At 65.1% G+C, this 26772-nt stretch carries 24 protein-coding genes and 2 pseudogenes; 16 read left to right on the plus strand and 10 right to left on the minus strand.

The genetic code is table 11. From position 1 onward, the window contains the following. Positions 1-33: 33 nt before the first annotated feature. From AB3X96_RS02555 to AB3X96_RS02570, 4 genes are read left to right on the plus strand one after another with little or no spacing between them, the layout of a single operon-like run. A complete protein-coding gene (locus tag AB3X96_RS02555; RefSeq protein ID WP_368588467.1) occupies positions 34-720 on the plus strand; it encodes an SCO family protein in 687 nt (228 codons plus the stop codon). A 22-nt stretch (positions 721-742) separates the two neighbouring features. Beyond that, on the plus strand, positions 743-1852 hold the full coding sequence (locus AB3X96_RS02560) for a heme A synthase (RefSeq protein WP_368588468.1): 1110 nt from the start codon (positions 743-745) through the stop codon (positions 1850-1852). 5 nt (positions 1853-1857) lie between these two features. Next, positions 1858-2763, plus strand: coding sequence for a heme o synthase (gene cyoE, locus AB3X96_RS02565; protein WP_368588469.1), 906 nt, complete (start codon positions 1858-1860; stop codon positions 2761-2763). A 4-nt stretch (positions 2764-2767) separates the two neighbouring features. Further along, entirely contained in the window at positions 2768-3397 is a 630-nt protein-coding gene (locus tag AB3X96_RS02570; RefSeq protein WP_013088289.1) for an SCO family protein, read from the plus strand. Between the two features lie 75 nt (positions 3398-3472). Here AB3X96_RS02570 and AB3X96_RS02575 read toward each other — a convergent pair whose 3' ends face one another. Next, entirely contained in the window at positions 3473-3763 is a 291-nt protein-coding gene (locus tag AB3X96_RS02575; RefSeq protein ID WP_176109643.1) for a YciI family protein, read from the minus strand. A 271-nt stretch (positions 3764-4034) separates the two neighbouring features. Between AB3X96_RS02575 and AB3X96_RS02580 the strand changes: the two genes are divergently transcribed. Next, positions 4035-4847 carry a MetQ/NlpA family ABC transporter substrate-binding protein gene (locus AB3X96_RS02580; RefSeq protein ID WP_368588470.1) on the plus strand — a complete coding sequence of 271 codons (813 nt, stop codon included), beginning with the start codon at positions 4035-4037 and terminating at the stop codon, positions 4845-4847. A 79-nt stretch (positions 4848-4926) separates the two neighbouring features. On the opposite strand, the gene AB3X96_RS02585 is transcribed toward AB3X96_RS02580, so the two are convergent. After that, positions 4927-5853 (minus strand): GNAT family N-acetyltransferase, encoded by a 927-nt coding sequence (locus tag AB3X96_RS02585; protein ID WP_368588471.1) that lies wholly within the window; start codon positions 5851-5853, stop codon positions 4927-4929. Positions 5854-6220: 367 nt separating this feature from the next. On the opposite strand from AB3X96_RS02585, the gene AB3X96_RS02590 reads away from it, so the two are divergent. The 5 genes from AB3X96_RS02590 (at position 6221) to nagE (ending at position 13671) form a co-directional block, all read left to right on the plus strand. Further along, the gene (locus tag AB3X96_RS02590) at positions 6221-6955 is read left to right on the plus strand and encodes a GntR family transcriptional regulator (protein ID WP_368588472.1); all 735 of its coding nucleotides are present in this window, start codon (positions 6221-6223) and stop codon (positions 6953-6955) included. Between the two features lie 75 nt (positions 6956-7030). Further along, complete coding sequence (gene nagA / locus AB3X96_RS02595) at positions 7031-8134, plus strand: N-acetylglucosamine-6-phosphate deacetylase (RefSeq protein ID WP_368588473.1); 1104 nt, start codon at positions 7031-7033, stop codon at positions 8132-8134. Further along, positions 8118-9134: an SIS domain-containing protein gene (locus AB3X96_RS02600; RefSeq protein ID WP_368588474.1), complete on the plus strand. Its 1017-nt coding sequence runs from the start codon at positions 8118-8120 to the stop codon at positions 9132-9134. The genes nagA and AB3X96_RS02600 overlap by 17 nt, the downstream gene beginning before the upstream one ends. A 38-nt stretch (positions 9135-9172) precedes the next feature. Beyond that, positions 9173-11740 carry a phosphoenolpyruvate--protein phosphotransferase gene (gene ptsP, locus AB3X96_RS02605; RefSeq protein ID WP_368588663.1) on the plus strand — a complete coding sequence of 856 codons (2568 nt, stop codon included), beginning with the start codon at positions 9173-9175 and terminating at the stop codon, positions 11738-11740. A 131-nt stretch (positions 11741-11871) separates the two neighbouring features. Next, on the plus strand, positions 11872-13671 hold the full coding sequence (gene nagE, locus AB3X96_RS02610; RefSeq protein ID WP_368588475.1) for an N-acetylglucosamine-specific PTS transporter subunit IIBC: 1800 nt from the start codon (positions 11872-11874) through the stop codon (positions 13669-13671). A gap of 116 nt (positions 13672-13787) precedes the next feature. Here nagE and cydB read toward each other — a convergent pair whose 3' ends face one another. The 4 genes from cydB to rpoH all read right to left on the minus strand — a co-directional run bounded on the left by cydB (position 13788) and on the right by rpoH (position 18153). Beyond that, a complete protein-coding gene (gene cydB / locus AB3X96_RS02615) occupies positions 13788-14924 on the minus strand; it encodes a cytochrome d ubiquinol oxidase subunit II (RefSeq protein WP_176125077.1) in 1137 nt (378 codons plus the stop codon). A gap of 34 nt (positions 14925-14958) precedes the next feature. After that, positions 14959-16551: a cytochrome ubiquinol oxidase subunit I gene (locus tag AB3X96_RS02620; protein WP_368588476.1), complete on the minus strand. Its 1593-nt coding sequence runs from the start codon at positions 16549-16551 to the stop codon at positions 14959-14961. After that, positions 16541-16801, minus strand: a complete 261-nt coding sequence (cydP, locus tag AB3X96_RS02625) for a cytochrome oxidase putative small subunit CydP (protein ID WP_368588477.1) — start codon at positions 16799-16801, stop codon at positions 16541-16543. The genes AB3X96_RS02620 and cydP overlap by 11 nt, the downstream gene beginning before the upstream one ends. 416 nt (positions 16802-17217) lie before the next feature. Continuing rightward, positions 17218-18153 (minus strand): RNA polymerase sigma factor RpoH, encoded by a 936-nt coding sequence (gene rpoH, locus AB3X96_RS02630; RefSeq protein WP_368584409.1) that lies wholly within the window; start codon positions 18151-18153, stop codon positions 17218-17220. A 353-nt stretch (positions 18154-18506) separates the two neighbouring features. Here rpoH and AB3X96_RS02635 point away from each other — a divergent pair, with 353 nt between their 5' ends. Both AB3X96_RS02635 and AB3X96_RS02640 read left to right on the plus strand, forming a co-directional pair. Further along, positions 18507-19070, plus strand: a complete 564-nt coding sequence (locus AB3X96_RS02635; RefSeq protein ID WP_368588478.1) for an acyloxyacyl hydrolase — start codon at positions 18507-18509, stop codon at positions 19068-19070. 41 nt (positions 19071-19111) lie between these two features. Beyond that, a complete protein-coding gene (locus AB3X96_RS02640; RefSeq protein ID WP_008921685.1) occupies positions 19112-19495 on the plus strand; it encodes a nuclear transport factor 2 family protein in 384 nt (127 codons plus the stop codon). Positions 19496-19686: 191 nt separating this feature from the next. On the opposite strand, the pseudogene AB3X96_RS02645 reads toward AB3X96_RS02640, so the two are convergent. Both AB3X96_RS02645 and ybiB read right to left on the minus strand, forming a co-directional pair. Next, positions 19687-20673: pseudogene (locus tag AB3X96_RS02645) on the minus strand (2-isopropylmalate synthase); the annotation flags it as partial. A gap of 377 nt (positions 20674-21050) precedes the next feature. Further along, the gene (ybiB, locus tag AB3X96_RS02650; RefSeq protein WP_368588664.1) at positions 21051-22022 is read right to left on the minus strand and encodes a DNA-binding protein YbiB; all 972 of its coding nucleotides are present in this window, start codon (positions 22020-22022) and stop codon (positions 21051-21053) included. Between the two features lie 222 nt (positions 22023-22244). On the opposite strand from ybiB, the gene AB3X96_RS02655 reads away from it, so the two are divergent. Next, positions 22245-22943 carry a fumarylacetoacetate hydrolase family protein gene (locus AB3X96_RS02655; protein ID WP_368588479.1) on the plus strand — a complete coding sequence of 233 codons (699 nt, stop codon included), beginning with the start codon at positions 22245-22247 and terminating at the stop codon, positions 22941-22943. Between the two features lie 34 nt (positions 22944-22977). Then, on the plus strand, positions 22978-23622 hold the full coding sequence (gene maiA, locus AB3X96_RS02660) for a maleylacetoacetate isomerase (RefSeq protein WP_368588480.1): 645 nt from the start codon (positions 22978-22980) through the stop codon (positions 23620-23622). Positions 23623-23744: 122 nt separating this feature from the next. Here the strand turns inward: maiA and ftsY are convergent, their stop codons facing one another. Further along, positions 23745-24899 carry a signal recognition particle-docking protein FtsY gene (gene ftsY, locus AB3X96_RS02665; RefSeq protein ID WP_368588481.1) on the minus strand — a complete coding sequence of 385 codons (1155 nt, stop codon included), beginning with the start codon at positions 24897-24899 and terminating at the stop codon, positions 23745-23747. 250 nt (positions 24900-25149) lie between these two features. On the opposite strand from ftsY, the gene rsmD reads away from it, so the two are divergent. Continuing rightward, positions 25150-25764, plus strand: a complete 615-nt coding sequence (rsmD, locus tag AB3X96_RS02670; protein ID WP_368588482.1) for a 16S rRNA (guanine(966)-N(2))-methyltransferase RsmD — start codon at positions 25150-25152, stop codon at positions 25762-25764. A gap of 100 nt (positions 25765-25864) precedes the next feature. Next, complete coding sequence (gene coaD / locus AB3X96_RS02675; RefSeq protein WP_176109624.1) at positions 25865-26374, plus strand: pantetheine-phosphate adenylyltransferase; 510 nt, start codon at positions 25865-25867, stop codon at positions 26372-26374. 57 nt (positions 26375-26431) lie between these two features. On the opposite strand, the pseudogene AB3X96_RS02680 reads toward coaD, so the two are convergent. Further along, positions 26432-26701: pseudogene (locus AB3X96_RS02680) on the minus strand (winged helix-turn-helix domain-containing protein); the annotation flags it as partial. Between the last annotated feature and the right edge of the window lie 71 nt (positions 26702-26772).

A 26772-nucleotide genomic window follows, 5' to 3' on the forward strand; every position in this document is an offset into this window, starting at 1 on the left:
CGCCGTCGTCCAAACATTGAAAGAGGTTCCGTAGTGTCGACTCGTACTCCCCGTTCGCCGGAAGCTGGCAAACCCGCTGGCAAAGCCGCCGGCAAACCCGCCGCGGCCAGGCCGATGCCCGGCCAACCGAACGGCCCGGGCTCGTGGCGACGCGGCCGCTGGGTGCTGCTGCTGCTCGCGGTGATCTGTGCGGCGCCGATCGCGATCTCGTACTTCATGTACTACGTCATCAAGCCGACCGGCGGCAGCACGAACTACGGCGCGCTGATCGACCCGCAACGGCCGATCCCCGACTCGCTCGTGGTCACCGGCGAGGACGGTAAGCCGCTGAAGCTCGCGTCGCTGCACGGCCGCTGGCTGATGATCTCGGTCGACAACAGCGCGTGCGACAAGGCCTGCGTGACGAAGCTGTACTTCATGCGACAAATCCGCGCAGCGCAAGGCCCGGAACGCGAGCGCGTCATGGAGGTGTGGCTGCGCACCGATGCGGACAAGGTCGCCGATGTGATACAAAGCGCCTACCCCAACACCGACATGCTGATCGCCGATCCGGCGCAGGTTGCCGCGTGGCTGCCCGCCGACACCGGCACGCGGATCACCGACCACATCTACCTGGTCGATCCGAACGGCAATCTGATGATGCGTTTTCCGAAAGACGCGAACCCGAGCAAGATCAAAGGCGACCTGACCAAGCTGCTCAAGTGGTCGACCATCGGCTGATGCCGCAACCTGGGTAAATGAGATGTTCGTATTGCAACTGGGCCTGATCGGCTTGTGTATCGCGTTGCTGCCGCTGTCCTACGTATGGGTCAAGGCCGACGACAACAAATTCCGCAAGCTGGTCTGGCTCACCACCTTCCTGACGCTCGATCTCGTGATGTTCGGCGGCTTCACGCGCCTCACCGATTCGGGCCTCGGCTGCCCGGACTGGCCCGGCTGCTACGGCACGTCGTCACCGTTCATCGCACACGCGGCGATCTCCGCCGCCTATCAGGCGATGCCGAGCGGCCCCGTCAGCATGACGAAGGCGTGGATCGAAATGATCCACCGCTACTTCGCGATGGCGATCGGCGTGCTGATCATCGCGCAGACGATCATTGCGTGGACGGCGCGCATCAAGCGTCGTCCGCTGCACGTGTCACCGTGGTGGCCGACTTCGCTGCTGCACCTGATCGTCGTGCAAGGCGCGTTCGGCGCGTGGACCGTGACGATGAAGCTGCAGCCGATCATCGTGACCACGCATCTGCTGCTCGGCCTCGCGCTGCTCGGCACCCTCGGCTGGCTCGCGGCGCGCTTGACGCCGCTGCCCGCCTACGAGCCGGAAGCCGCGCGCTGGCGCGCGGCGGCGCTCGCGGGTCTTGGACTGCTGGTACTGCAGATCGCGCTCGGCGGCTGGGTCAGCACGAACTACGCGGTGCTCGCGTGCACCGACTTCCCGACCTGCAACGGCCAATGGATTCCGCCGATGGACTTCGCGCACGGCTTTCACCTGTGGCGCGCGCTCGGCATGACCGGCGACGGCGACGTGATCACGCAGGATGCGCTGGTCGCGATTCACTGGACGCATCGCACGTTCGCGTTCGCCGTGATCGCCTATCTGGTGTGGTTCGCGGTGAGGATACGCCGCTTCGAGTCGCTGCGGCGACCCGCCAACGGCGTGCTGCTGGTGGTGCTGATCCAGTTCATCACCGGCTTGTCGAACATCGTGCTGCAATGGCCGTTGCCGATCGCGGTCGCCCATAACGGCGGGGCCGCGATCCTGCTGCTACTGCTCGTTATGTTAAACTTTCGAATAGCTTATAGCCGTCCCGGCCGCGCCACGCTCCCTGCGCGCGAAGCCGCGCCAGCGTGACTCACATGGACAGCACAACACTCTCCCAATCGCCCGGCAGCCGGGTCTCCCAATATCTCGCACTGACCAAGCCGCGTGTTACGCAGCTCGCGGTGTTCTGCGCGGTCATCGGCATGTTCCTGTCGACGCCGGGCATGGTGCCGTGGACCGTCCTGATCGGCGGCACCGTCGGCATCTGGCTGTTGGCCGGTGCTGCGTTCGCGATCAATTGCCTCGTCGAGCAGCAGATCGACGCGAAAATGCGCCGCACGTCGTGGCGTCCGTCGGCGCGCGGCGAAATCACTACCCGGCAAATCCTGCTGTTCTCGGCCGTGCTCGGCGGCCTCGGCATGTGGACGCTGTACACGTTCGCCAATCCGCTGACCATGTGGCTGACGCTCGCCACGTTCGTCGGGTATGCGGTCATCTATACGCTGCTGCTGAAGCCGGCCACGCCGCAGAACATCGTGATCGGCGGCGCGTCGGGCGCGATGCCGCCGGCGCTCGGCTGGGCAGCGGTCACCGGCCACGTGCCCGGCGACGCATGGATCCTGGTGTTGATCATCTTCGTATGGACACCGCCGCATTTCTGGGCGCTCGCTCTGTATCGCCGCAAGGACTACGAAAACGCCGGCCTGCCGATGCTGCCGAACACGCACGGCGAAAAGTACACGCGCCTGCATATCCTGCTCTACACGGTCATTCTGTTCGCGGTCACCCTGATGCCGTTCATCTCCGGCATGAGCGGCGTCGTGTATCTCGCGTCGGCGGTGCTACTGGGCGCCGTGTTTCTCGCGTATGCGTGGAAGATCTACCGGGAGTATTCGGACCAGCTCGCGCGCAAAACCTTCCGTTATTCGATCGTCTATCTGTCGCTGCTGTTCGCCGCGCTGCTGATCGACCACTATGCGCGCGTCGTAATCGGCGCGTAACACCATGCTCAACAACCGCTTTGCGCGCGTCGCGCGCGCCGCTGTGATCGCTTGCGCGCTCGGCGCGGCGCTGGGCGGCACACTGCTGATGACCGGTTGCGGCAAGCAGCCGCCGGCTTTTACGAATCTCGACATCACCGGCAATACACAATTCGCCAGCGATTTCTCGTTGCCCGACACGTCCGGCAAGATTCGCACGCTTGCCGACTACAAAGGCAAGGTCGTCGTGTTGTTCTTCGGCTATACGCATTGCCCGGACGTCTGCCCGACGACGATGGCCGAGCTGTCACAGGCGTTGCAGCAACTCGGCCCGGAAGACGCGAAGCGTGTGCAGGTGCTGTTCGTCACACTCGACCCCGAGCGCGACACCCCGCAGTTGCTCGCGCAATACGTGCCGGCGTTCAATCCGAGCTTCGTGGGCTTGCGTCCTGCCAGCGAAGAGCAACTCGCGAAGCTCGCGAAAGACTTCCGCGTCTACTACGCGAAGGTGCCGGGCAAAACGCCCGACAGCTACACGATGGACCACACGGCCGCGAGCTATGTGTTCGACACGGACGGCAAGCTGCGTCTGTTCGCGCGCGATGGTCAGGGCGCGACGCCGTGGGTGCACGACTTCAAGCTTTTGCTCGATTGACGCGTATCGCAGGCGGCTTTTTGTCGCGCCGCCGCTTACGCGTCCTCGCATCGATCTCTTCTTCGCAACTCGCGCTCAAACCGGGGTCGGCAGATTCAGCCCCGGCGCGATACGCGTTGTCTTGAACTCCGTCACCTCGTAGCGCGCGAGCTGTTGCTCGGCGAACGGATCGCTCGCGAGAATGCGATCCAGCCTGTCGCGTTCGATACGCACCGCGAGGATGATGCCGCCGTCGCGCGGCACTTTCGGCCCAGCCGCGACGAAGATGCCCGCGTCGAACTGCTTGGCGAGAAACGCGCGATGCGCGTCGAGCGCGTCGTCGATACGATCGAGCGGGGCGGTGTAGATCAGGTTGATCACATACATGGTCGTTCTCAGTGGTGGTTGAGTGGGCCGTGCGAGGCCACGGCTCCGGATTATCGGTTAGCTGCGGTTTTGCGTCGCGCTAGTCAGCACGCTCGCGCTCTGCATATCCATTTGCGCTAAGGGTATTTTCCAAACTTGCCGCCCATATGAAACAATTTAGGGTTTGGCCGACGGCGCACCAGCAGGAACCGGAGCGCCGCCCATTTTCATCCGGCTCCGGTACCGATCGGGGCCATCGACTCAAACGTCGAACCGCAACAGCGAGAAACACATGCAGCGCAGAAATATCCTCAAAGCCCTCACCGCAGTTGTCGCCGGTGCGGCGATCCTGACCAGCTTCGGCGCGCACGCCGACGACAAGGTCATCAAGGTCGGCACGATCGGCGGCCCGGACGCGCAGATCTGGGAAGTCGTCACCAAGGTTGCGAAGCGCGAAGGCTTGAACGTGAAGGTCGTCGAGTTCAACGACTACATCCAGCCGAACGCCGCGCTCGATGCCGGCGACCTCGACGCCAACAGCTTCCAGCACCAGCCGTACCTCGATAGCCAGACCAAGCAGCGCGGCTACAAGCTCGTCAACGCGGGCCTCACGTACATCTCGCCGCTCGGCGCGTACTCGAAGAAGCTGAAGACGCTGAAGGATCTGCCGCAAGGCGCGAAGGTCGCGGTGCCGAACGATCCGTCGAACGAAAATCGCGCGCTGCTGTTGCTGCAGGCGCAAGGCCTGATCAAGCTGAAGGACGGCGCGGCCATGGGCGGCAACAATGCGACGCCGCTCGACGTCGTCGACAATCCGAAGAAAATCAAGTTCGTCGAGCTCGACGCTGCGCAACTGCCGCGTTCGCTCGCCGACGTCGATGCTGCCGTCATCAACACGAACTTCGCGCTGGCCGCCGGCCTGCAGCCGACCAAGGACGCGATCGCGCTCGAAGACATCCACAGCCCGTACGCGAACCTGATCGCCGTGCGCACGAAGGACAAGGATCAGCCGTGGGTGAAGAAGCTGGTCGCAGCGTATCAGTCGGAAGACGTGCGCCAGTTCATCAAGACGCAGTTCAAGGGTTCGATGGTGCCGTCGTTCTAAGCGACGCGTTCAGCGCGATCGCGAACAGCAATCGCACAGCATCGGGAAAGGCACGCGCCGCACAGGCGCGTGCTTTTTTTTATAGCTCCAACTCCCATCTTTCGATCATCAGATCGTGGCCGAAGCGGTGCTGCGTCGCGCTGTCGGCCAGCTTGAACCCAGCGCGCTCGCAAAGCCGCCGCGGCTCCGCCAATGCGCTCGCGGTGGTCAGCGTCAGCTTCGTGTAGCCCGCGCGCCGCGCGAAGCGCACGCATTCGCTGATCAGCTGCGTGCCGATGCCGAGCCGCCGCACGTCCGGTTCGACCCACAGCAGGCGTATGCCCGCGACCGTCGTCGAGACCCCCACGAGGCAAACCGAGCCGACCACCAGACCTTCCTGTTCGGCGATCCAGCACTTCTCGCGCACTGGGTCGTTGCGCTGCGCGTACTCGGCGACGACGCGCGCGAGCAAGCCCTCGAACGTGTGATCCCAGCCGTACTGCGCGGCGAACCACTGCGCCTGCCGATGCACGAGCCAGCCGCATTCGCCGGCGCGCGGCTGACGCAGCACCACGAGCTCATGCTTCGGCTTGTCGCCGAGCAGCCGCTCGATCAGCTTCATCGCGGCGATCAATTGCTCCTGCGATAGCGCGCTGAGTTTGTCGAGCAGGCCGAGTGCTTCGTGGATGGCGGCGGCGTCGAGCGGTGCGTAGGTGGCGTGGCCGTGCTCGGTGAGCGCGATCAGCGACTGGCGCGCGTCGGTGTCGGACGGGCGGCGCGAGATCAGGTTGCGTCGCTCGAAACTGGTCAGCAAGCGGCTCAGATAGCCACTATCGAGGCCTAGCGCGCGCCCGAGCACCGATGCGGTCTGCGCACGGGCACGCGATAGCTCGTGCAGCACGCGCACTTCCGTCAGCGAGAACTCGCTTCGCGCCAGATGTTCGTGCAGGGCGCCGATGCACTGGGTATAGAAGCGATTGAAATGGCGGACGGCCTGAGCGCGCCGCAGCGCCTCGGAATCAGTCAAGGACGGCTCCCCCGCAACTTTTTGTGGTCGTACAGCGCACTATATCGGCACGACCCTTATTTACAAAGCCAGTCCATCGCAGCTTGGCGCCAATTGGTATTAAACAGGTATTGATCATCGAGGGTGTTTTGATACCACTAAAGCCCGGTCGCAGCTCGCTGGTATCGTCAATTGGTCGCATTCGGGAAAGTCCTAGTCCGTGAATCCCTTTCGCAGCAGCCCTTAAAACCGCATCTTAACCTTACCTGGTAAGGCTTTCCGGCCGTCCTGGTCAACATGTAACCAGTCCGTTGACTGGTATTATGTTGGTTATATAATGGGCTCTCATTTTTCGAGGCCGTGCTGCTCGCGGCGTTCCTGGAGCCCCATGGAAACTCGCTGGTCCGCATTGATGCCTGACGTGCGCAACGTCACGCCGCTCTACCTGCAGCTCGCGCGCAACCTGGCGACGGCGATCCATTGCGGCGTCTGGTCGGCCGGCGAGGCTCTGCCCTCCGAGCGCACGCTGTCCGACGCGATCGGCGTATCGCGCATCACCGCGCGCAAGGCGATCGAACTGCTGGTCGAGCAGGGACTGATCCGGCGCTCGCGCGGCGCCGGCAGCTTCATCACGCCGCGCGTCGAAGACCCGCTGTCGCGTCTCACCGGCTTCACGAAGAAGATGCGGCAGCGCGGTTTCCGCCCGGATTCGGTATGGCTCGAACGCGATGTGCGCGCTGCCAATCGCGACGAGCTTCTGCACCTCGGCCTGTCACCGGGGGCGGCCGTCGCGAGCCTGCGGCGGCTGCGGCGCGCGGACGGCATCGTGATGGCGGTCGAGCATTCGGCGCTGCCGGTCGCGATCGTGCCCGATCCGCTCGTGATCGGTGACTCGCTGTACAGCTATCTCGAGCAACGCGGCGCGGCTGTCGTACGCGCGTTGCAGCACTTCCGCGCGGTCAACGCGTCGAGCGAAATCGCCGCGCTGATGGACATCGAACCGCGCACCGCACTGCTGGTCATTACCCGTATCGGCTACAGCGCGGATCAGCGCGCGATCGAGCTGACCGACACCTATTGCCGCGACGACTACTACGACTTCGTCGCTGAATTGCGCACCTGAACTGCGCGGGCCGCACGGGCCGCAAGTCCGGCGAACGCACTTTTGCCGCATACGTATCACGCACCAGAGAGACCCATGCTGACCGGAAACATACTCACCACCGAAGGGTGGATCCACGGCACGCTCGAATACGAAAACGGCCGCATCACGGCGCTGTCAGGCGAGCGCGTCGATCCGTCGACGAACGACGCACCGTACATCCTGCCCGGCTTCATCGATCTGCACGTGCATGGCGGCGGCGGCGCCGACGTGATGGAAGGCGGCGACGCGATCGAAACGATCACCCGCACGCATGCGCGCTACGGCACCACGAGCCTCCTCGCAACGACGATGACCGCGCCGCGCGACGAACTAATGAACGTCGTCGCCGGGCTCGGCACCGTCACGCGGGTGCGCACGCCGGGCTGCGCGCGGGTGCTCGGCGTGCATCTGGAAGGGCCGTACATCAACCCCGGCAAGCTCGGCGCGCAGCCCGACGCGGCGGTATCGGCGGTGATGGACGAGGTGCTCAAGTATCTGTCGATCGCGCCGATCCGCGTCGTCACGCTAGCGCCCGAGATCGCCGGCCACATGGAGATCATCTCCGAGATGGCGGCGCGCGGCGTGCGCGTGCAGCTCGGCCATTCGCTCGGCACCTACGACGACGCGGTCGCCGCGCTCAAGCACGGCGCGTGCGGCTTCACGCATCTGTTCAACGCAATGTCGCCGCTGCATCACCGCAACCCTGGCCTCGTCGGCGCGGCGCTCGCGCACGCCGAATACGCCGAAATCATTCCCGACCTGCTGCACGTGCATCCGGGTGCGATCCGCACCGCGCTGCGCGCGATTCCGCGCCTGTACGTGGTGACGGACAGCACGTCGGCAACCGGCATGCCCGACGGCGAATACCGTCTCGGCAGCCAGCACGTGACCAAGTGTCTGGGCGGCGTACGTCTGGCCGACGGCACGCTCGCGGGCAGCACGCTGACGATGGATCAGGCGCTGCGCAATCTTGTCTCGATCGGCCTGCCGATCGCCGATGTATCACACCGTTTGTCGCGCTACGCCGCCGACTATCTCGGCATCGAGGACCGCGGCCGCATCGCGCGCGGTGCGTGGGCCGACGTGGTCGTCTTCGACCGCGAGCTGGCGCTTAGCGCAACCTACGTCGAAGGAGAAGCCATTGTCGAATATGCTTAAAGAAGCGCTCGCGTCCGCCGCAACGGTCGCCGAGCAGCTCAAGGACACCTCGCGCGTCGCGGCGCTCGCCGCGAAGCTCGCGCAACAGCCGCGCCACGTCGCGCTGACCGTCGCGCGCGGCAGCTCGGACCACGCCGCCAGTTACTTTGCCTCTCTGACGATGAGCCGCCTGGGCGTGCCGGTCGCGTCGCTGCCGATGTCGGTCGCGACGCTGCAGCAGGCTCCGCTTCAGGTGCGCGATCAGCTTGCGCTCGCGTTTTCGCAATCGGGCAAGAGCCCCGACCTCGTCGGCACGATGAACGCGTTGCGAGCAGCCGGCGCGCTGACGGTCGCCGCCGTCAACGCCCCGAGCTCTCCGCTCGCCGACGCGTGCGAGTGGCATCTGCCGCTCGTCGCCGGTCCCGAGCTGAGCGTTGCCGCGACCAAGAGCTACATCGCGATGCTGTCGATCTCCGCGCAACTGGTCGCGCATTGGCAGAACGACGCCGCGTTGCTCGCTGGACTGAATACGCTGCCCGACGCGCTGGAACGCGCGGGCCGGCTCGACTGGTCGATGGCCGTCAACGAGTTGCGCGGCATCGAGCGGATGATCGTGATCGGCCGCGGCCTTGGCCTCGCGATCGCGCAGGAAGCCGCGCTCAAGCTGAAGGAAACTTCCGGCATCCAGGCCGAAGCGTTTTCGAGCGCGGAAGTGCGTCATGGTCCGATGGAGCTGATCGACCGCGACTATCCGCTGCTCGTGTTCGCACCGCGCGGGCCGGAGCAGGCGGGTCTGCTGCAACTCGCGCACGACATGCGCGCGCGCGGCGCGCGCGTGCTGCTCGCCGCGCCCGATGACGTCGCGGAAGCTTCGCTGCCGCTCGTCGCCACCGCACACGCGGCGCTCGATCCGATCGCCGCCATCCTGTCCTTTTACGTGATGGCCGCGGATCTTGCCGCCGCGCGCGGGCGCAATCCCGACGCGCCACGCCATCTGAACAAAGTCACCGAAACTCACTGACGAGAACGACGATGCGACGTGTCGAGAAGACCAACCTGATGAGCCATTCCGAAGATCACATTGTTTTGCTTGCACCGCTGACCGGTCCGGTGGTGCCGCTCGCGAAGGTGCCGGACCCGGTGTTTGCGGGCGGCATGTTCGGCGACGGCATCGGCGTCGATCCGCTCGAGGGGCGGCTCGTCGCGCCGTGCGACGGCGTCGTCACGCATCTCGCGCGCACCGGCCACGCGGTGACGCTCGAGAGCGCCAAAGGTGCGCAGATTCTGCTGCATATCGGTATCGACACGGTCGGGCTGAACGGCAAGGGCTTTGCGCCGATGGTCGGGCAGGGCGCGCAGGTTCGCGCTGGTGATGTGCTGATCGAGTTCGATCAGGATCAGGTCGCGCTGAATGCGCCGAGCCTCGTGTCGGTGGTCGCGATTGCGAATTCGGAAATGTTCGAAATCATCGAGCGGGCGCCGAACGGTCACGTCAAGGCCGGCGAAACGCCGCTGCTGGTGCTGCGCGCACGCGAAGGCGTCAGTCATGACGCGGTGCGCGAGGCGTGCGCCGCGCAGGTGATGGACGAAGCGCGCCGGCAGATCACGCTGACGCACGCGGGCGGTCTGCATGCGCGGCCCGCGGCGCGCGCGCGCGAAGCGGCGCGCGGCTTCGACGCGCGCGTCGAGGTGCGCTACGACGGGCGCAAGGCGCCGATCGAAAGCGTGGTGGGTCTGCTGGGACTCGGTGCCGGCGAAGGCGCGCGCGTCGAGTTGCTCGGCGTCGGTCCGCACGCGCAGGCGGCGGTCGATGCGATCGCCGATGAACTGACGCGCGAAGCGCACGGTGAGGTGGAACACAAGCCCGCGCGGCCGGCGACAGCACCGACGACCGTGGTTGCCACGCCCGCCGCGGGCGAGCCGCTCGCGCCGAATACGCTCGCGGGTGTATGCGCGGCGCCGGGCGTCGCGCTCGGCAAACTGGTGCGCTGGGACGATGCGGATGTCGATCCGCCCGAGCAGGCGAGCGGCACGTCGGCGGCGGAAAGCCGTCTGCTCGACAAGGCGATCGCGACCGTCGACGCCGATCTCGACACGATCGTGCGCGATGCGTCGCAACGCGGGGCGGTCGGCGAGGCGGGAATTTTCGCGGTGCATCGCGTGCTGCTCGAAGATCCGACGCTGCTCGACGCCGCGCGCGATCTGATCAGCCTCGGCAAGAGCGCGGGTTTTGCGTGGCGCGAGGCGATCCGCGCACAAATAGACATCCTGAGTAATGTCGAAGACGCACTGCTCGCCGAGCGGGCCGCCGATCTGCGCGACATCGAAAAGCGTGTGCAGCGCGCGCTCGGCTACACGAGCAGCGCCGCCCGCACGCTGCCGGACGAGGCAGTGCTCGCGGCCGACGAATTCACGCCGTCGGATTTGTCGTCGCTCGATCGCACGCGTGTGACCGCGCTCGTGATGGCACGTGGCGGCGCGACCTCGCACGCGGCGATTCTCGCGCGTCAGGCGGGCATCCCGGCGCTGGTCGCGGTCGGCGACGCGTTGCATGCGATTCCCGATGGCACGCAGGTGGTGGTGAACGCGAGCACCGGCCGGCTCGAATTCGCGCCGACCGAACTCGACGTCGAACGCGCGCGGTGCGAACGCAGCCGCCTCGCCGCCGTGCGCGAAGCGAATCGCCGCACCTCGCAACAGGCAGCGGCGACCGCCGACGGCCGCGCGATCGAAGTGGCCGCCAACATCGCCACACTCGACGACGCGAACGCCGCGGTCGACAACGGCGCCGACTCGGTCGGCCTGTTGCGCACCGAGCTGCTGTTCATCCACCGCCCGGCCGCGCCGAGCGCGGACGAGCATCGCCACAGCTATCAGGCGATCGTCGATGCGTTGCGCGGCCGCAGCGCGATCATCCGCACGCTCGACGTCGGCGCGGACAAGGAAGTCGACTATCTGACGCTGCCGCCCGAGCCGAATCCCGCGCTCGGCCTGCGCGGCGTGCGCCTCGCGCAGGTGCGCCCCGATCTGCTCGACGACCAGCTGCGTGGCCTGCTCGCGGTGCGTCCGATCGGCGCCGTGCGCATCCTGCTGCCGATGGTCACCGATGCGGGCGAACTGATCCGCATCCGCAAGCGTATCGACGAACTCGCACGCGAAGCGGGCAGCACCGAGCCGGTCGAAGTGGGTGTGATGATCGAAGTGCCGTCGGCCGCATTGCTCGCCGATCAGCTCGCACAGCACGCCGATTTTCTGTCGATCGGCACCAACGACCTGACCCAATACACGCTCGCGATGGACCGCTGCCAGCCCGATCTCGCGGCGCAGGCGGACGGCCTGCATCCGGCGGTGCTGCGGCTGATCGCGGCGACCGTCGAAGGTGCCGCGAAGCATGGCAAATGGGTCGGCGTGTGCGGCGCGCTCGCCGGCGACCCGCTCGCGATGCCGCTGCTGGTGGGCCTGGGTGTGACCGAGCTATCGGTCGATCCGGTCTCGGTGCCCGGCATCAAGGCACGCGTGCGCACGCTCGACTATCAGTTGTGCCGCCAGCGCGCTCGCGAGGCGCTCGCGCTCGACTCGGCGCAGGCGGTTCGAGCCGCAAGCCGCGCGACGTGGCCGCTCGATTGAAAGATTAATCAAATGGAGAACTCGCACGCCGTGCGTCCGGCAGTACGGCTGCCTTCACGCGCGGCGCGATTCTCCGCATCGCTGCACTACTCACCGAAGACTTACCCCACGAGACAAAATTGGAGATACCGATGGATGCAAATCCGTTTCTGAAGATACAGCGCCTGGGACGCGCGCTGATGCTGCCGATCGCGGTGCTACCGGTCGCCGGCCTGCTGCTGCGGCTCGGCCAGCCCGACGTGTTCAACATCAAGATGATCGCCGATGCGGGCGGCGCGATCTTCGACAACCTGCCGCTACTGTTCGCGATCGGTGTGGCGGTCGGCTTCGCCAAAGACAATAACGGCGTCGCGGGTCTGGCTGGCGCGATCGGCTATCTGGTGCAGATCGCGGTGATGAAGGACATCAACGACAAGCTCAACATGGGCGTGCTGTCGGGGATCATCGCGGGGATCGTCGCGGGACTGCTGTACAACCGCTACAAGGACATCAAGCTGCCCGACTACCTGGCGTTCTTCGGCGGCAAGCGCTTCCTGCCGATCGTGACAGGCGTGGTCTGCGTGGTGCTAGGCATCATATTCGGCCACGTGTGGGCGCCGGTGCAGAGCGCGATCGACCTGGCCGGCCACTGGCTCACGACGGCCGGCGCGCTCGGCGCCTTCGTGTTCGGCGTGCTGAACCGCTTGCTGCTCGTCACGGGCCTGCATCACATCCTTAACTCGCTGACGTGGTTCGTGTTCGGCAGCTTCACGCCGGCCAGCGGCGCGCCGGTCACGGGCGACCTGCACCGCTTCTTCGCCGGCGACCCGACCGCGGGCACTTTCATGACCGGCTTCTTCCCGGTGATGATGTTCGGCCTGCCGGCCGCGTGTCTCGCGATGTTCCATGAGGTGCCGAAGGAGCGTCGCGCGGTGGCCGGCGGCCTGCTGTTCTCGATGGCGCTCACGTCGTTCCTGACTGGCGTGACCGAGCCGATCGAGTTCAGCTTCATGTTCCTCGCGCCGGTGCTGTATGCGATCCACGCGCTGCTGACGGGGCTGTCGCTTGCGATCTGCTCGGCGCTCGGCATTCACCTCGGCTTTACGTTCTCGGCGGGCTTCATCGACTACGTGCTGAACTTCGGTCTGTCGACGAAGGGCTGGTGGGCGATTCCGCTCGGTATCGTGTACTCGGTCGTGTACTACGGTCTGTTCCGCTTCTTCATCCGCAAGTTCAACATGGCGACGCCGGGCCGTGAGCCCGCCGCTGCGGAAGAGCAGGTCAAGTCGTTCGCGGAGGGTGGTTTCGTCGCGCCGGCGGCCGGTGCGGCCGTGCCGCGTGCGCAGCGTTATATCGCGGCGCTCGGTGGGGCGGCGAACCTGTCGGTCGTGGATGCATGCACGACGCGTCTGCGCCTGTCGGTCGTCGATGCGGACAAGGTCTCCGAAAGCGAACTGAAGTCGATCGGCGCGCGTGGCGTGCTCAAGCGCGGCGCGAACAACGTGCAGGTGATCATCGGACCGGAAGCGGACATCATCGCCGATGAGATGCGTACGGCGATCGCGCAGGGTCAGGGCGACGCAGTGAAGGTGGCAAGTGCTGCCGTGTCGGCGCCGGCTACCGCTGCCGCGCCGGCCGCGCGAAACGCTGGGCACGCCGACGACGCGCAAGGCGGTCCGCTCGACCCCGATCCGCTGCGCTGGCTCGCCGTGTTCGGCGGCGCGGGCAACGTGGTGTCGCTCGATGCGGTCGCGGCGACGCGTCTGCGCGTGGTCGTGCGCGATGCGGCGGCGATCGATCGTCAGCGCCTCGCGTCGCTCGATACCGCGTGGGTGTCGACCGACACGTTCCATATCGTCGTCGGCGAGGCCGCGCAGCGCTATGCGCAGAAGCTGGCCGAGCGGCTGTCGTCGCAAGGCGGTGGCGCGGGCGCGGCGCCGGTGCCCGCTTGATCGGCTGATGGCTGTCGGGCACTGTTGAGAAAAAAGCGGCACCTTGTTCCAAGGTGCCGCTTTCGCGTCTACGACCAAAGCTTGCGGCCTGGCGAGTCACCCGCTTATGGTCTCGCTCAATACATCGAATGGTGGTTTTCCTTGATCGCAGCGGCGGTCACCTTGCCGCGCATCACGCGATAAACCCAGCCGGTATAGAGGAGGATGATCGGCAGGAACAGGATCACCGCGAACAGCATGATTTCGAGCGTCATCTGGCTCGACGTCGAATCCCACATGGTCAGGCTGCTGCGGCCGTCGAGTGACGAAGGCATGATGAACGGGAACATCGAGAAGCCCGCGGTCAGGATCACGCCGACGACCATCAGCGACGTCGACAGAAACGCCGTCGCCTCGAAGCGCGAGCGTGCGAGCAGCACCGCGAGCACCCCGCCGACCAAACCCGCGAGCGGCGCGATCGCCATCCACGGATAGAGCGCGTAGTTGTTCAGCCACAAACCCGGCGCGCCGATCACGGTTTTCATCAAAGGATTGGAGACCGCGTCGAGCGGCGGCATGTCGACGATCTGATAGCCGCCGATCATCGTCGCGACGAGCGCGCCCGCGATGAGAAACAGCACCACCGCGCATAGCGCCGAGAGCCGCAGCGCCTTCGACGCGCGCTCGTGAACCTCGCCATCGGTCTTCCACTTGACGAACGCCGCGCCGTGCGCGGCCAGCATCGACACGCTGACGAGACCCGTCAGCAGCGCGAACGGATTGAGCAGGCCGAAGAAACTGCCGTGATAGGTGACGCGCAGATCGGTATCGAACGAGAACGGCACGCCTTGCAGCAGATTGCCGAACGCGATGCCGAACACCAGCGCCGGTACGAAGCCGCCGATGAAGAGACCCCAGTCCCACGCGTTGCGCCAGCGCGGATCCTCGCGCTTGCCGCGATAGTCGAACCCGACCGGACGGAAGAACAGCGCGAACAGCACCAGCAGCATCGCGAAGTAGAAGCCCGAGAACGATGCCGCGTAGGCGAGCGGCCACGCCGCGAACATCGCGCCGCCCGCGGTCACGAACCAGACCTGGTTGCCTTCCCACGTCGCGCCGACCGTGTTCACGACGATGCGGCGCTCGGCGTCCGTCCTGGCGATGAACGGCAGCAGGATCGCCGCGCCCATGTCGAAGCCGTCGGTGAGCGCGAAGCCGATCAGCAGTACACCTATCAATACCCACCAGATCAGTCTGAGAGCTGCGTAGTCCATATGGCTTATTCCTCTGAAGCGGTGTGGCGGCGCGTCACGCGGCCGTGTTCGACAGCGGCTGAGTCACCTGCTGGTCGTTCTCGTGGTGATAGCGGCCGGTATGCAGCGACGAAGGGCCGAGCCGTGCGTACTTGAGCATCAGCATGATCTCGATGACGAACAGCCCCGTGTAGAACAGCACGAAGCCGCCGATGCTCAGATAGAGATCGCGCGGCGTCAGTGTCGATGCGGCCAGGTTGGTCGGCAGAATGCCCGCGATGCTCCACGGCTGGCGGCCCATTTCGGCGACGATCCAGCCGAGCTCGGCGGCGAGCCACGGCAGCGGAATCGCGATGACCGCCCAGCGCAGGAACCAGCGACGCTTTTCGAGCAGCAGCGTGCGCTGCGCGCAGAACCAGAACGCGAGCACGAAGGTCGCGAGGAACAGCAGGCCGAGGCCGACCATCATGCGGAACGAGAAGAACAGCGGCAGCACTGGCGGAATCGTGCTTTTTGCCGCGGCCGCGATCTGGTCTGGCGTCGCATCGGTGACGTTCGGCGCGAACCGCTTGAGCAGCAGGCCGTAGCCGAGATCGTCCTTGTACTTGTCGAACGCGGCGTGCGCTTCGTCGCTCGAGTCGCCGCCTTTCAACTTCTGCAGCGCCGAGTAGGCGAGCATGCCGTTCTTGATGCGCCCCTCGTTTTCGACGATCAGGTCGCGCAGGCCGACCACGGGTTCGCTCAGCGAGCGGGTCGCGATGATGCCGAGCGCGTACGGCACGCGGATCGCGTAGTCGGTGCGCTGCTCCTTTTGATTGGGAATACCGAAGACCGTGAACGGCGCCGGCGCGGGCGCGGTCTCCCATTCGGATTCGATTGCGGCGAGCTTGACCTGCTGGACTTCACCGGTGCGATAGCCGGATTCGTCGCCGAGCACGATTACGCACAGCGCCGACGCGAGGCCAAAACCGGCGGCGATCGCGAACGAGCGTAGCGCGAACTCGGTGTCGCGGCGCTTCAACAGATACCACGACGACACCCCGAGCACGAACATCGCCGCGGTCACGTAACCGGCCGACACCGTGTGCACGAACTTCACCTGTGCGACCGGGTTGAAGATCACCGAGCCGATGTTGTCGAGCTCCATGCGCATCGTCTGGTAGTTGAACGTCGCGCCGACCGGATTGTTCATCCAGCCATTGGCGATCAGAATCCACAGCGCCGACAGGTTCGATCCGAGCGCGACACAGAACGTGACGATCAGATGCTGCACTTTTGACAATCTATTCCAGCCGAAGAAGAACAGACCGACGAACGTCGATTCGAGGAAGAACGCCATCAGTCCTTCGACGGCGAGCGGCACGCCGAAAATGTCGCCGACGTAATGGGAGTAATAGGCCCAGTTGGTGCCGAACTGAAATTCGAGCGTGAGGCCAGTCGCGACGCCCATTGCGAAGTTGATGCCGAACAGCTTGCCCCAGAACTGCGTCATGTCCTTGTAGATCTGCTTGCCGGTCATCACGTAGACCGACTCCATGATGACGAGCAACCAGGCGAGGCCGAGCGTGAGCGGCACGAACAGAAAGTGATAAAGCGCCGTGATGGCGAACTGGAGCCGCGACAGTTCTACGACTTCGCTAACGGGCATGTTGATCACCTCCGGACGGATGCGGGGCGGGCACCGACAGCAGCGCCTGCGCGACCTGCTGAGGCGGCAGCATCATGTGCTCCGCCTGCGGATGATTGAAGAATGTGAATTTGAGCGCCATCAGTAGGGCGAACTTGATGGCGAGGATGATGGCGATATCGCGCGCCAGGGTTGGACCGCGCACCCACCTGGTGAACCCGCCGCGCAAGCGCGACCGGACAGTGCTGCTGCGATTGAGGGCTAGGGTCATGATCGGTCGAAAGACGACTTCACGCCGGAGAGTCCGGCCGGATCCAGACCGCCCTTGCCGTCAGGCAGTCTGGCGAATGCATGCCGGTTGTAGGAGGGGGAACCTCGCGCGCTCAGGGTTAGCCATGCGGCATCTCGTCGCGAAACTTGCCGCGTCTGTGCAGTATTGCTACCGGACTCGCGATACGTCAAGAAAGGCTTACCGGGCTCGACAGGCCGGCTTGGGGACAGGCCTATGCGAATGCGCTGCGGCCGGGAGACGCACGAATGGACGAAAGGAATGAAAAAGCCCCGCCGTCTTGCGAGGGCGGGGCTTGAGCGCGATGGTCGCTAAATAGTACGCGACCGGTTACCGTGTGTCGCTTTTACCCACGTCGCGGGCGGGACACAATTGACGCGCGCATGGCTTCCACGCTTTTACGCGTATTCCGTCAGTGCGCCGCGCATCTTCTTCATCGCGCTGGCTTCGATCTGGCGGATACGTTCGGCCGACACGCCGAACTCGTCGGCCAGCTCGTGCAACGTGGAGCCGCCCGAGCCGTCGTCGGCCACCTTCAGCCAGCGCGCTTCGATGATGCGGCGGCTGCGCGGATCGAGCGCGTCGAGCGCGCTTGCGATGCCGTCGCTTTGCAGCCGGTCGCGCTGACGCGAAGCCAGCACGGCGGTCGGCTCGCTATGCGAGTCGGCCAGATAGGCGATCGGCGCGTACGACTCTTCACCGTCTTCGACCTGACCTTCGAGCGCGATATCGCCGCCCGACAGACGCGTTTCCATCTCCGCGACCTCTTCGCGCTTCACGTTCAGTTCCTTCGCGAGACCTTCGATCTCGTCCGGCGTGAACGCGCCGAGGCCCTGCTTGTGGCTGCGCAGGTTGAAGAACAGCTTGCGCTGCGCCTTCGTGGTGGCGACCTTCACCATGCGCCAGTTGCGCAGGATGTATTCGTGGATCTCTGCCTTGATCCAGTGCATCGCGTACGATACGAGACGCACGTTTTGCTCGGGATCGAAGCGCTTGACCGCTTTCATCAAGCCGATGTTGCCTTCCTGGATCAGGTCGGCGTGCGGCAACCCGTAACCGAGGTAGTTACGCGCGATCGACACGACGAGTCGCAGGTGCGACAGCACGAGGCGGCGCGCCGCCTCCAGATTGTCGTGTTCGCGCAATTCGGTGGCGAACTGGCGTTCTTCCGCCGGCGTCAGCATCGGAATCCGGTTGACCGCCTGAATATAGGCGTCGATGTTGCCCAGTTGACCGGACAGCAGCGAGGAATGCGAGAGCGCCAGTGCACCTGCCGGAGCGGCCTTAGCCGACGACGGGCTCAAAGTACTCGGAAGGGTCATTGCATGGCTCACGTGTGAAGCTCCTTTGGAATCAGACAATTGCGTACTCAGTAAACGACTCCAGCGATGGATGTTAGCACTCAGATCTGCCGAGTGCTAATACTTAGATGTCGCAGGGGTATCCAAGTTCCGGAAAATCCTATGGAGTCTTGATTTCTGATAGTCATCATACGCTCTATCTGCATTGCGCGCTGAACCTGTACAAATTACCGTTCGAGGCGGCTGCAGCCTCATGATCGACTGACATCGTTCTGTTTTTAAGTGAATAATTGCTGTTTGGGCGCATTATCTGGAAGATACTTGCACCTAAATCGTGCTTGGAACAAAGGGGGCGCTCGCTGAATAGTCACCACGATGGGGGCTGAATGAACAACAAGAATCTTGTGGTCCGTGGACTTACTCTAAAAAGTGCGTTGGCCGTTCTGCTGCTGGGTGCGGCGGGCGAGTCCCAGGCTGACCAGTTCGGCGTGCTGGTGGCCGCCGGCGTCGGTGATCGTCACGTCAAGAGGCTCGATCTCGGCCTGGCCTGGGACCCGAACCTCACCTGGTGGCAGATCGGTGACTGGCATTTCGCGCTGATCGGCGAGGCGCACGTCGCGTGGTGGCACACCAATGAAGGAAACGTTCACGACAACATCGGCGAGATCGGTGTGACGCCGGTGATCCGCTTCGTCAAGTCGTCGGGCTTGGTGCGGCCATTCATCGAGGTGGGTGCCGGCGTCGGGCTGCTGACCAGCCCGCGCATTTCTTCCGACTTCACGCTGGGCACCGCGTTCCAGTTCTCCGAGATGGCGGGCGTCGGACTGCAGTTCGGCGCTCATCGACAGTATGTCGCCGGCTACCGCTTCCAGCATGTTTCCAATGGCGGTATCAAAGAGCCGAATCCTGGTATAAATTTCAGCCAGCTATATTTGCAATATCACTTCTGACCGTGGCCCCTTGCGGCTCGCGGTGTTCGAGGGGCTCTGCAATGGCGGCAAAGATGATCGAAGCGATTCGCGGGCTCGAGCGAGAGCGATTTCGCGCGATGGTCGACGGCGATGGGCAGTCGCTCGACACGCTGCTCGCTGACAACGTGAGCTACGTTCATACGAACGGCAAGCGCGAGACGAAGCGACAGTTCATCGACGGGATCACCGCGGGGCGCCGTCGTTATCGGCAAATCGAGGTGCAGTCGCAAGACGTCCTGCCGGCCGGGCGCGAGACCTACGTGGTCACGGGCCGCGCGCTGATCGAGATGGAAGCGAACAACGGCGCGCTGCTGTTCCCGATTGCCTACACCGCGATTCACACACACGAAGACGGCCAGTGGCGGCTGATCGCATGGCAGGCGACGCGTTGCGCGCTGGAGTGAGATTTTCATCGCGCGGGTGCGCCTCGTGAGCGCGCCCGTCCCGGCAGCCGAATGCGGGGTGCGCACTCCGCCGCCGCAAGCTCAAGTCGGATTCACGCGGTTGCGCAATCCTCAGCTTTATCGCGGCTGTTTGCGCCGTATTCATCGCGCTCGGCATCCGCGTCGCGCGCCGCGCGTGTGCCGCGCATCGCCACTTCTCCCGCATACGGATGCCGCGCGGCCACTGGAAGCCGCGTGCAGCGCTCCGCCACGCGCCGGATCGCCGCGGGATCCGAGAAATCCAGACCGCTGTCGATACCCATCGCGTCGAGATTCATCGCGAGCGTGACGAGATCGACGTTGCCGGTGCGCTCGCCATTGCCGAACAGACAGCCTTCGATGCGATCCGCGCCTGCCAGCAGCGCGAGCTGCGCCGCGGCCACGGCGGTGCCGCGATCGTTGTGCGGATGCACCGACAGCACGATGCTGTCGCGGTAGCCGAGATTGCGGTGCATCCATTCGATCTGGTCGGCGAATACGTTCGGCGTGGCCGCTTCGACGCTCGCCGGCAGGTTGACGATCATCTTGTGATTGCGCGTCGGCCGCCACGTTTGCGCGACCGCGTCGCATACCTCGCGCGCGAACGGCAGCTCGGTCGTGTTGAAGATCTCGGGCGAGTACTGGAAGGTCCAGTGCGTTCCCGGCCGCGCCTGCGCATATTCCTTGATGACGCGCGTGCCTTCGACTGCGAGCGCCTTGATCTCGTCCTTCGATTGCTGGAACACGATGCGCCGGAACGACGGGCAGATCGCGTTATACAGATGCACGATCGCGCGCGGCGCGCCTTCGAGCGCTTCGAACGTGCGTGCGATCAGCTCCGCGCGCGACGGTACGAAGACTTCGATCGTGACGTCGTCGGGAATGCGCCGCTCGTCGATCAGCGTGCGCACGAAGTCGAAATCGGTCTGCGAGGCCGACGGAAAGCCCACTTCGATTTCCTTGAAACCGATCGCGACCAGCATCTCGAAGTACTCGAGCTTTTGCGCGGCGTTCATCGGTTCGATCAGCGCCTGGTTGCCGTCGCGCAGGTCGGTGCTCATCCAGACGGGCGCGGCGTCGATCGTGCGACTCGGCCATTTGCGGCCGGTCAGCCGCACGGCGGGAAAGGGGCGGTACTTTTCAGCGGGATTGCGCAACATGGTGAGGTGCCTCATTCGTGGTGTCGTCGGCGGAGGGTGGGACGTCGAGCGGTTGGCCGACTGTCACGCATGCACGATGCGGATGCCCGAGGCAACGTGCATTTGATCCTCTCGCTTCGCCCGCGCGGTAAACGGACGAACGCAAACGACGACAGGTTGTGGAGAACTACGACGGGGGTGAAGCGAGACTGCGGGAACTACCGGGAGGACCGCCGACGGCAACCGGAGCTGCCAGCGCGCGGCGCTACGCGTGACTTACGCCAGGCGTAGCGATAGGGGCCGCGCTAGGCGGCCGGAGATAATTCGGAGGGTGTTCGGGAGGGAACGCATGGGGCCAAATGTATGACGGCGTACGCTGGCCTGTCAAGCCGCGACCGTCAGGCCGCCGTCTTCGCGATATCGACGATCAGCTCGACCTGCCGTTCGATCGCGCCCGGCACCGGTGCTTCGCCGCGCAGCACGGCGTCGATCCAGGCGGCCGTGGTCGCCGCGTCGCGCGCTTCGGGCAGCTCGACTTCGGGCGCATCGGGCGAAGAGCGCTCGTGCGGCAGCCGCGTCTCGCAGATGCCGTCATGCAGCCAGTCGACTTGCACCTGGCGGCGCGTATCGGCGACCGCCTCGCCTTCGGTGCCGCGCGCGAGCAGCGCACCGCCGACGGCCGCATCGGGATGCGTGATGAACAGCTGCGTGAGACTGTCGCGATACGGCGGATGCGTGTAATTCACGAGCCGCAGCCCCGCGGGCGCGAATGGCTGCAGCAGCTTCACGAGCGTATGCGTCGAGTTGCGCACGCCCATGCGCCGGCGCAGCGCGAGCAGGCGCGCGAGCTTGGGCGCGAGTACGTCGATCGACGCGAACGCGACGCGACGCTCGGCGAGACCCGCTTCGATCTGCGCGTGCGACTGCGCAGGGACGATGCGCAGATGGGTGAAAATTTCCGCGCTCGTCACGCGACCCGGATCTTCGGTGACGCCGTGCACGAGCACCGGCACGCCTTCGCGCGCGAGCAGCAGTGCGAGCAGCGGCACGAGGTTCGGCTGCTTGCGTGCGCCGTTGTACGACGGAATGGAAACGGGCCGAAACACGCCGTGCGGCAGCCGCACCGGCTCGAACGACGTATGCGCGGCGGCCAGCATCGCGGCGAGTTCGTCGGCGGTTTCGCCTTTCACGCGATACGCGAGCAGCACCGCGCCGAGCTCGAGATCGTCGACGCGGCCGTCGAGCATCGCGGTGTAGAGCGCGCGGGTGTCGTCGGCGGTCAGCGCGCGGGCGCCGTTCGGACCGCGGCCGATTTCCTTGATGAAGCGGGCGCAGGGGAAGGGAGAAGTCGTATTGGTCGAGTCGGTCATCGTGCGCAGGAGGCGGGTGGCGTACCGCGCTTGGGCGTCGGCCACGGCATTCGGGAAGCTGTTCGGTGTGAGTATCGCATCTATGGCGAGCGGACGAACAGCGGCGAAGCGGGCACGCGGTGACGCGCGACGGCCCGCCTGACATGCACCCGCGCCGTGCCGCGCGTTACACTCGATGTTTCTCGCCGCCTCGGCGGCGCCCATCGAAAAACGGAGAACGGGATGAGTTACGTGTTTGCACCCGCACCGCAGGTCGCGGTGCCGGTCGTGGGGTCGAGCGGGCAGTTCGCGGTGCGCCGCATCTACTGCGTGGGGCGCAACTACGAAGCGCATGCGCGCGAAATGGGCCACGACCCGGACCGCGAACCGCCGTTCTTCTTCTCGAAGCCGGCCGATGCGGTCGTCTACGTCGCGCCGGGCACCACCGGCGAATTCCCATATCCATCGCAGACGAAGAACGTCCATTTCGAAATGGAAATGGTCGCGGCGATCGGCGAGGGCGGCAAAGACATCCCCGTCGAGCGCGCGCTCGACCACGTCTACGGCTACGCGCTCGGTCTCGACATGACGCGCCGCGACCTGCAAGGCGAAGCGAAGAAAATGGGTCGTCCGTGGGACACCGCCAAGGGCTTCGATCACTCGGCGCCGCTCGGCCCGATCCATCCGGCTTCGGCAGTTGGTCACATCGGCAAGGGCGCGATCTGGCTGTCGGTGAACGGCGAGGACAAGCAGCGCGCGGACGTGTCGCAGCTGATCTGGTCGGTGGCGGAGACGATCGCGTATCTGTCGACGCTGTTCGAACTGCAGCCCGGCGACCTGATTTTCACCGGCACGCCGGAAGGCGTCGGCGCGGTCGTGAAGGGTGACCTGATGAAGGGCGGCGTGGACGGACTCGGCGAATTCAGCGTACTCGTCGTTTGAGACGGCTTGCGGGCAGGTGGAGGAGGCAGACAACATGAAGCTCTACAGCTATTTTCGTAGCTCGGCGTCGTATCGCGTGCGCATCGCGCTGAACGTGAAGAACCTGACGTACGACTACGTGCCCGTGCACCTGGTGCGCGAAGGCGGCGAGCAACTAAAGCCCGAGTATCGCAAGATCAACGCGGACTGCATCGTGCCGACGCTCGCCGACGGCAATCATTTGCTGCCGCAGTCGCTCGCGATCATCGAGTATCTCGAAGAGACGCATCCGGAGCCGCCGCTGCTGCCGAAGGCGCCGCTCGATCGCGCCTATGTGCGCTCGGTGGCGCTGCAGGTCGCGTGCGAGATTCATCCGCTGAACAATCTGCGCGTGCTGCGCTATCTAAAGCACACTCTGCGAGTCGACGACGACGCGAAGGACGCGTGGTACCGGCACTGGATCGACGCGGGCTTCGCGACGCTGGAAGCGCATCTCGCCGGCGACGCGCGCACCGGCAAACTGTGTTTCGGCGACACACCGACACTTGCCGACGCGTGCCTGATTCCGCAGGTTTTCAACGCACAGCGCTTCAAGGTCGACACCGCAAAGTTTCCGACGATCCAGCGCATCTACGACCACGCGATGCGACTCGATGCGTTCGCCCGCGCTGCGCCGGGCGCGCAGCCGGACGCGGAGTGATCGCGGGATCGCTTCAAGCATTGACGGCGGCTCGAAACGAAGAAGGGCACCCCCGCGGAGTGCCCTTTTCCTTTTTGCGCGCAGCGAGCGGCGAGCGCCGCGGCGGTCAAGCGATTGCGGGATCAGCCGCCCAGTAGCGCGTCCGAAAACTCCTCGGCGCTGAACGGCTGCAGATCCTCGACCCTTTCGCCGACGCCGATGAAGTACACCGGAATCGGCCGCTGCCGCGCGATCGCCGCGAGGATGCCGCCCTTCGCGGTGCCGTCGAGCTTGGTGACGATCAGGCCGGTGAGGCCGAGCGCGTCGTCGAACGCCTTGACCTGCGTGAGCGCGTTCTGGCCGGTGTTGGCGTCGATCACGAGCAGCACTTCGTGCGGCGCGCCGTCCTGCGCTTTGCCGATCACGCGCTTCACCTTGCGCAGTTCTTCCATCAAATGCAGCTGCGTGGGCAGGCGGCCAGCCGTGTCGGCCATCATCACGTCGATCTTTCGCGCGCGCGCGGCGCCGACCGCGTCGAAGATCACCGCAGCCGGATCGCCGCTTTCCTGGGCGACCACGGTCACGTTGTTGCGCTGGCCCCAGACGGCGAGCTGTTCGCGCGCGGCGGCGCGGAACGTGTCGCCGGCAGCGAGCAGCACTGACTGGTGAAAGCTCTGCAGATGCTTCGCGAGCTTGCCGATGCTGGTGGTTTTGCCCGCGCCGTTGACGCCGGCGATCATCATTACGAGCGGCTGCGCGCGGCCGAGCATCAGCGATTTTTCGAGCGGCTTCAGCAACTCGACGAGCAGCGTGCGCAATGCGGTTTTGACCTGCTGCGGGTCCGTCAGGCGCTCGGTGCGCACTTTCTCGCGCAGCGATTCGAGCAGGAATTCGGTCGCCTCGACGCCGGCGTCCGACATCAGCAGCGCGGTTTCGAGTTCCTCGTACAGGTCCTCGTCGATCTTCGTGCCGACGAAGATGCCGGTCAGGTTCGAACTGGTTTTCGAGAGGCCGCTCTTCAGGCGCGTGAGCCACGAGCGTTTTGCGCCGGCGTCCTGCATGGGCGGCGGGACGATTTCCACGCTGTCGAGCGCGGCGTCTTGCGGCTCGGGCTGCGGCTCGATGATGGTCGTGACCACAGGCGGAACGGCGGCCGGCGCGGGCTCAACGGATTTGGATGGCGAAACCGGCTCGACGGCCTCGGCCTCGGGCGTCGCGCCGTCTTGCGCCGCCAGCGATTCGTCTGCGGCGGTATCGGACTCTTTCGAACCCTTGAATCGTTTGAAAAAGCTGAACATGATCTGACGTATGGGAGAGCGCGCCGATGCGCGCAGCCGGCACGGGACCGGCGAAGCGGTGGGCAGCGCCGGGATGCGAAACGGCGGGGCGCTGGCAGCCGCACATTTTATCAGGCGTGCCGCGGTGCGTCGTATTGGCCGCCCGGGCAGGCTGGACGCGCGCCGCCCCTGTGGTAACGTGGGCGCTCCGGCCCGCGCGCACCGGCGTCGCGGGCGTATTCACCACCTAGCTGAAACTGCACGATACTGCATGCCTCGTTTAGCACCTTCACGCGCCGCTGGCGCCTCGTCCAAAGGCGGCAAGCCGCATGCCATTCGCATCATCGGCGGCGACTGGAAACGCACGCCGCTGCCCGTGCTCGATCTGGACGGCCTGCGCCCGACGCCCGACCGCGTCCGCGAAACGCTGTTCAACTGGCTCGGCCAGCGCCTGGACGGCCAGCACTGTCTCGATCTGTTCGCCGGTAGCGGCGCGCTCGGCTTCGAAGCTGCGTCGCGCGGCGCGGCGCGCGTGCTGATGGTGGAGCGTCATGCGCGCGCCGCCGGCCAGTTGCGCGCGAACCAGCAGCGGCTCGATGCACGCATGATCGAAATCGCCGAGGCGGACGGCTTGCGTCTTGCGGCGAGCCTCGCCCCAGGCTCGTTCGACGTAGTGTTCCTCGATCCACCGTTCGATGCCGACCTGCTCGGCAAGGCGCTCGCGGTGGCCGTGCCGCTCGTGCGCCCCGACGGCTATCTTTATGTCGAGGCCGGCGAAGCGCTCGAACCGACCGCTCATCAGTCGCTTGCGGACTGGGAGGTCGTGCGGCAAGGCAAGGCGGGCGCCGTGCACTTTCATTTGCTGCAGCGCGAAAATAAGGAATAATGCGCGTTCCAAAAAAGGGCCGGGCGGTTTATCGTCATCCGCGCCGGTGCGAAATGCGTCGCTTGGACGTGCCCTTTTGTCTGAAAAGAGGAGAAGTCTCATGGTAGTCGCCGTGTACCCGGGCACGTTCGACCCGCTGACGCGCGGTCACGAAGACCTCGTTCGGCGCGCGTCGAGCATTTTCGACACGCTGGTGGTGGGTGTGGCCGACAGTCGTGCCAAGAAGCCGTTTTTCACTCTCCAGGAGCGCCTCGCGATTGCGCACGAGGTGCTCGGCCACTATCCGAACGTCCAGGTGATGAGCTTCAAGGGACTGCTGAAGGACTTCGTGCGGAGCAACAACGCGCGGGTGATCGTCAGGGGTCTGCGCGCGGTGTCGGACTTCGAGTACGAGTTCCAGATGGCGGGCATGAACCGCTATCTGCTTCCGGACGTCGAGACGATGTTCATGACGCCGTCCGATCAGTATCAGTTCATCTCGGGCACGATCGTGCGGGAGATTGCGCAATTGGGCGGCGACGTCAGCAAGTTCGTATTCCCGTCGGTCGAAAAATGGCTGAAGGAGAAGGTCGCGTCGCTGGACCCGCAGGGCGGTGCCCAGGGGACGTGAGCCTGAGTCGCGCGAATGGCCGATTTTGACGGATCATTTATCCGACGCAGTGCAATGTCAGCTACCCTTCGCGGCCTTGGCGAATGCCTCGGCAAGTTTGTCGAAGTGTCGGAGGGCGGCGGGCGTTAGCTCGACCTGTTTGCGGCGAGCATCTTCGGTGTCGTTGAGCAGGAGCCAGCCTTTTTCGCGCATTGACTTGATCCGGGCATGCAAGGTGGCCGGAGGCCCGAGCGCACTTTGGGCCATCATGTCTCGAACCGACAGGCGTTCGTTTTTTTGCCTCATGCGAGCAACGAACTCCAGGATCTTTTCTTCGAGCGGATCGACTCTACATTCTTGTCGAGCCCGGCATAAAGCGCGGGATTGCACGACCGCGCGGGGGCGCAAAAGCTATAATG

The sequence above is a fragment of the Paraburkholderia sp. BR13439 genome, assembly GCF_040948805.1.
Classification (GTDB): domain Bacteria; phylum Pseudomonadota; class Gammaproteobacteria; order Burkholderiales; family Burkholderiaceae; genus Paraburkholderia; species Paraburkholderia youngii.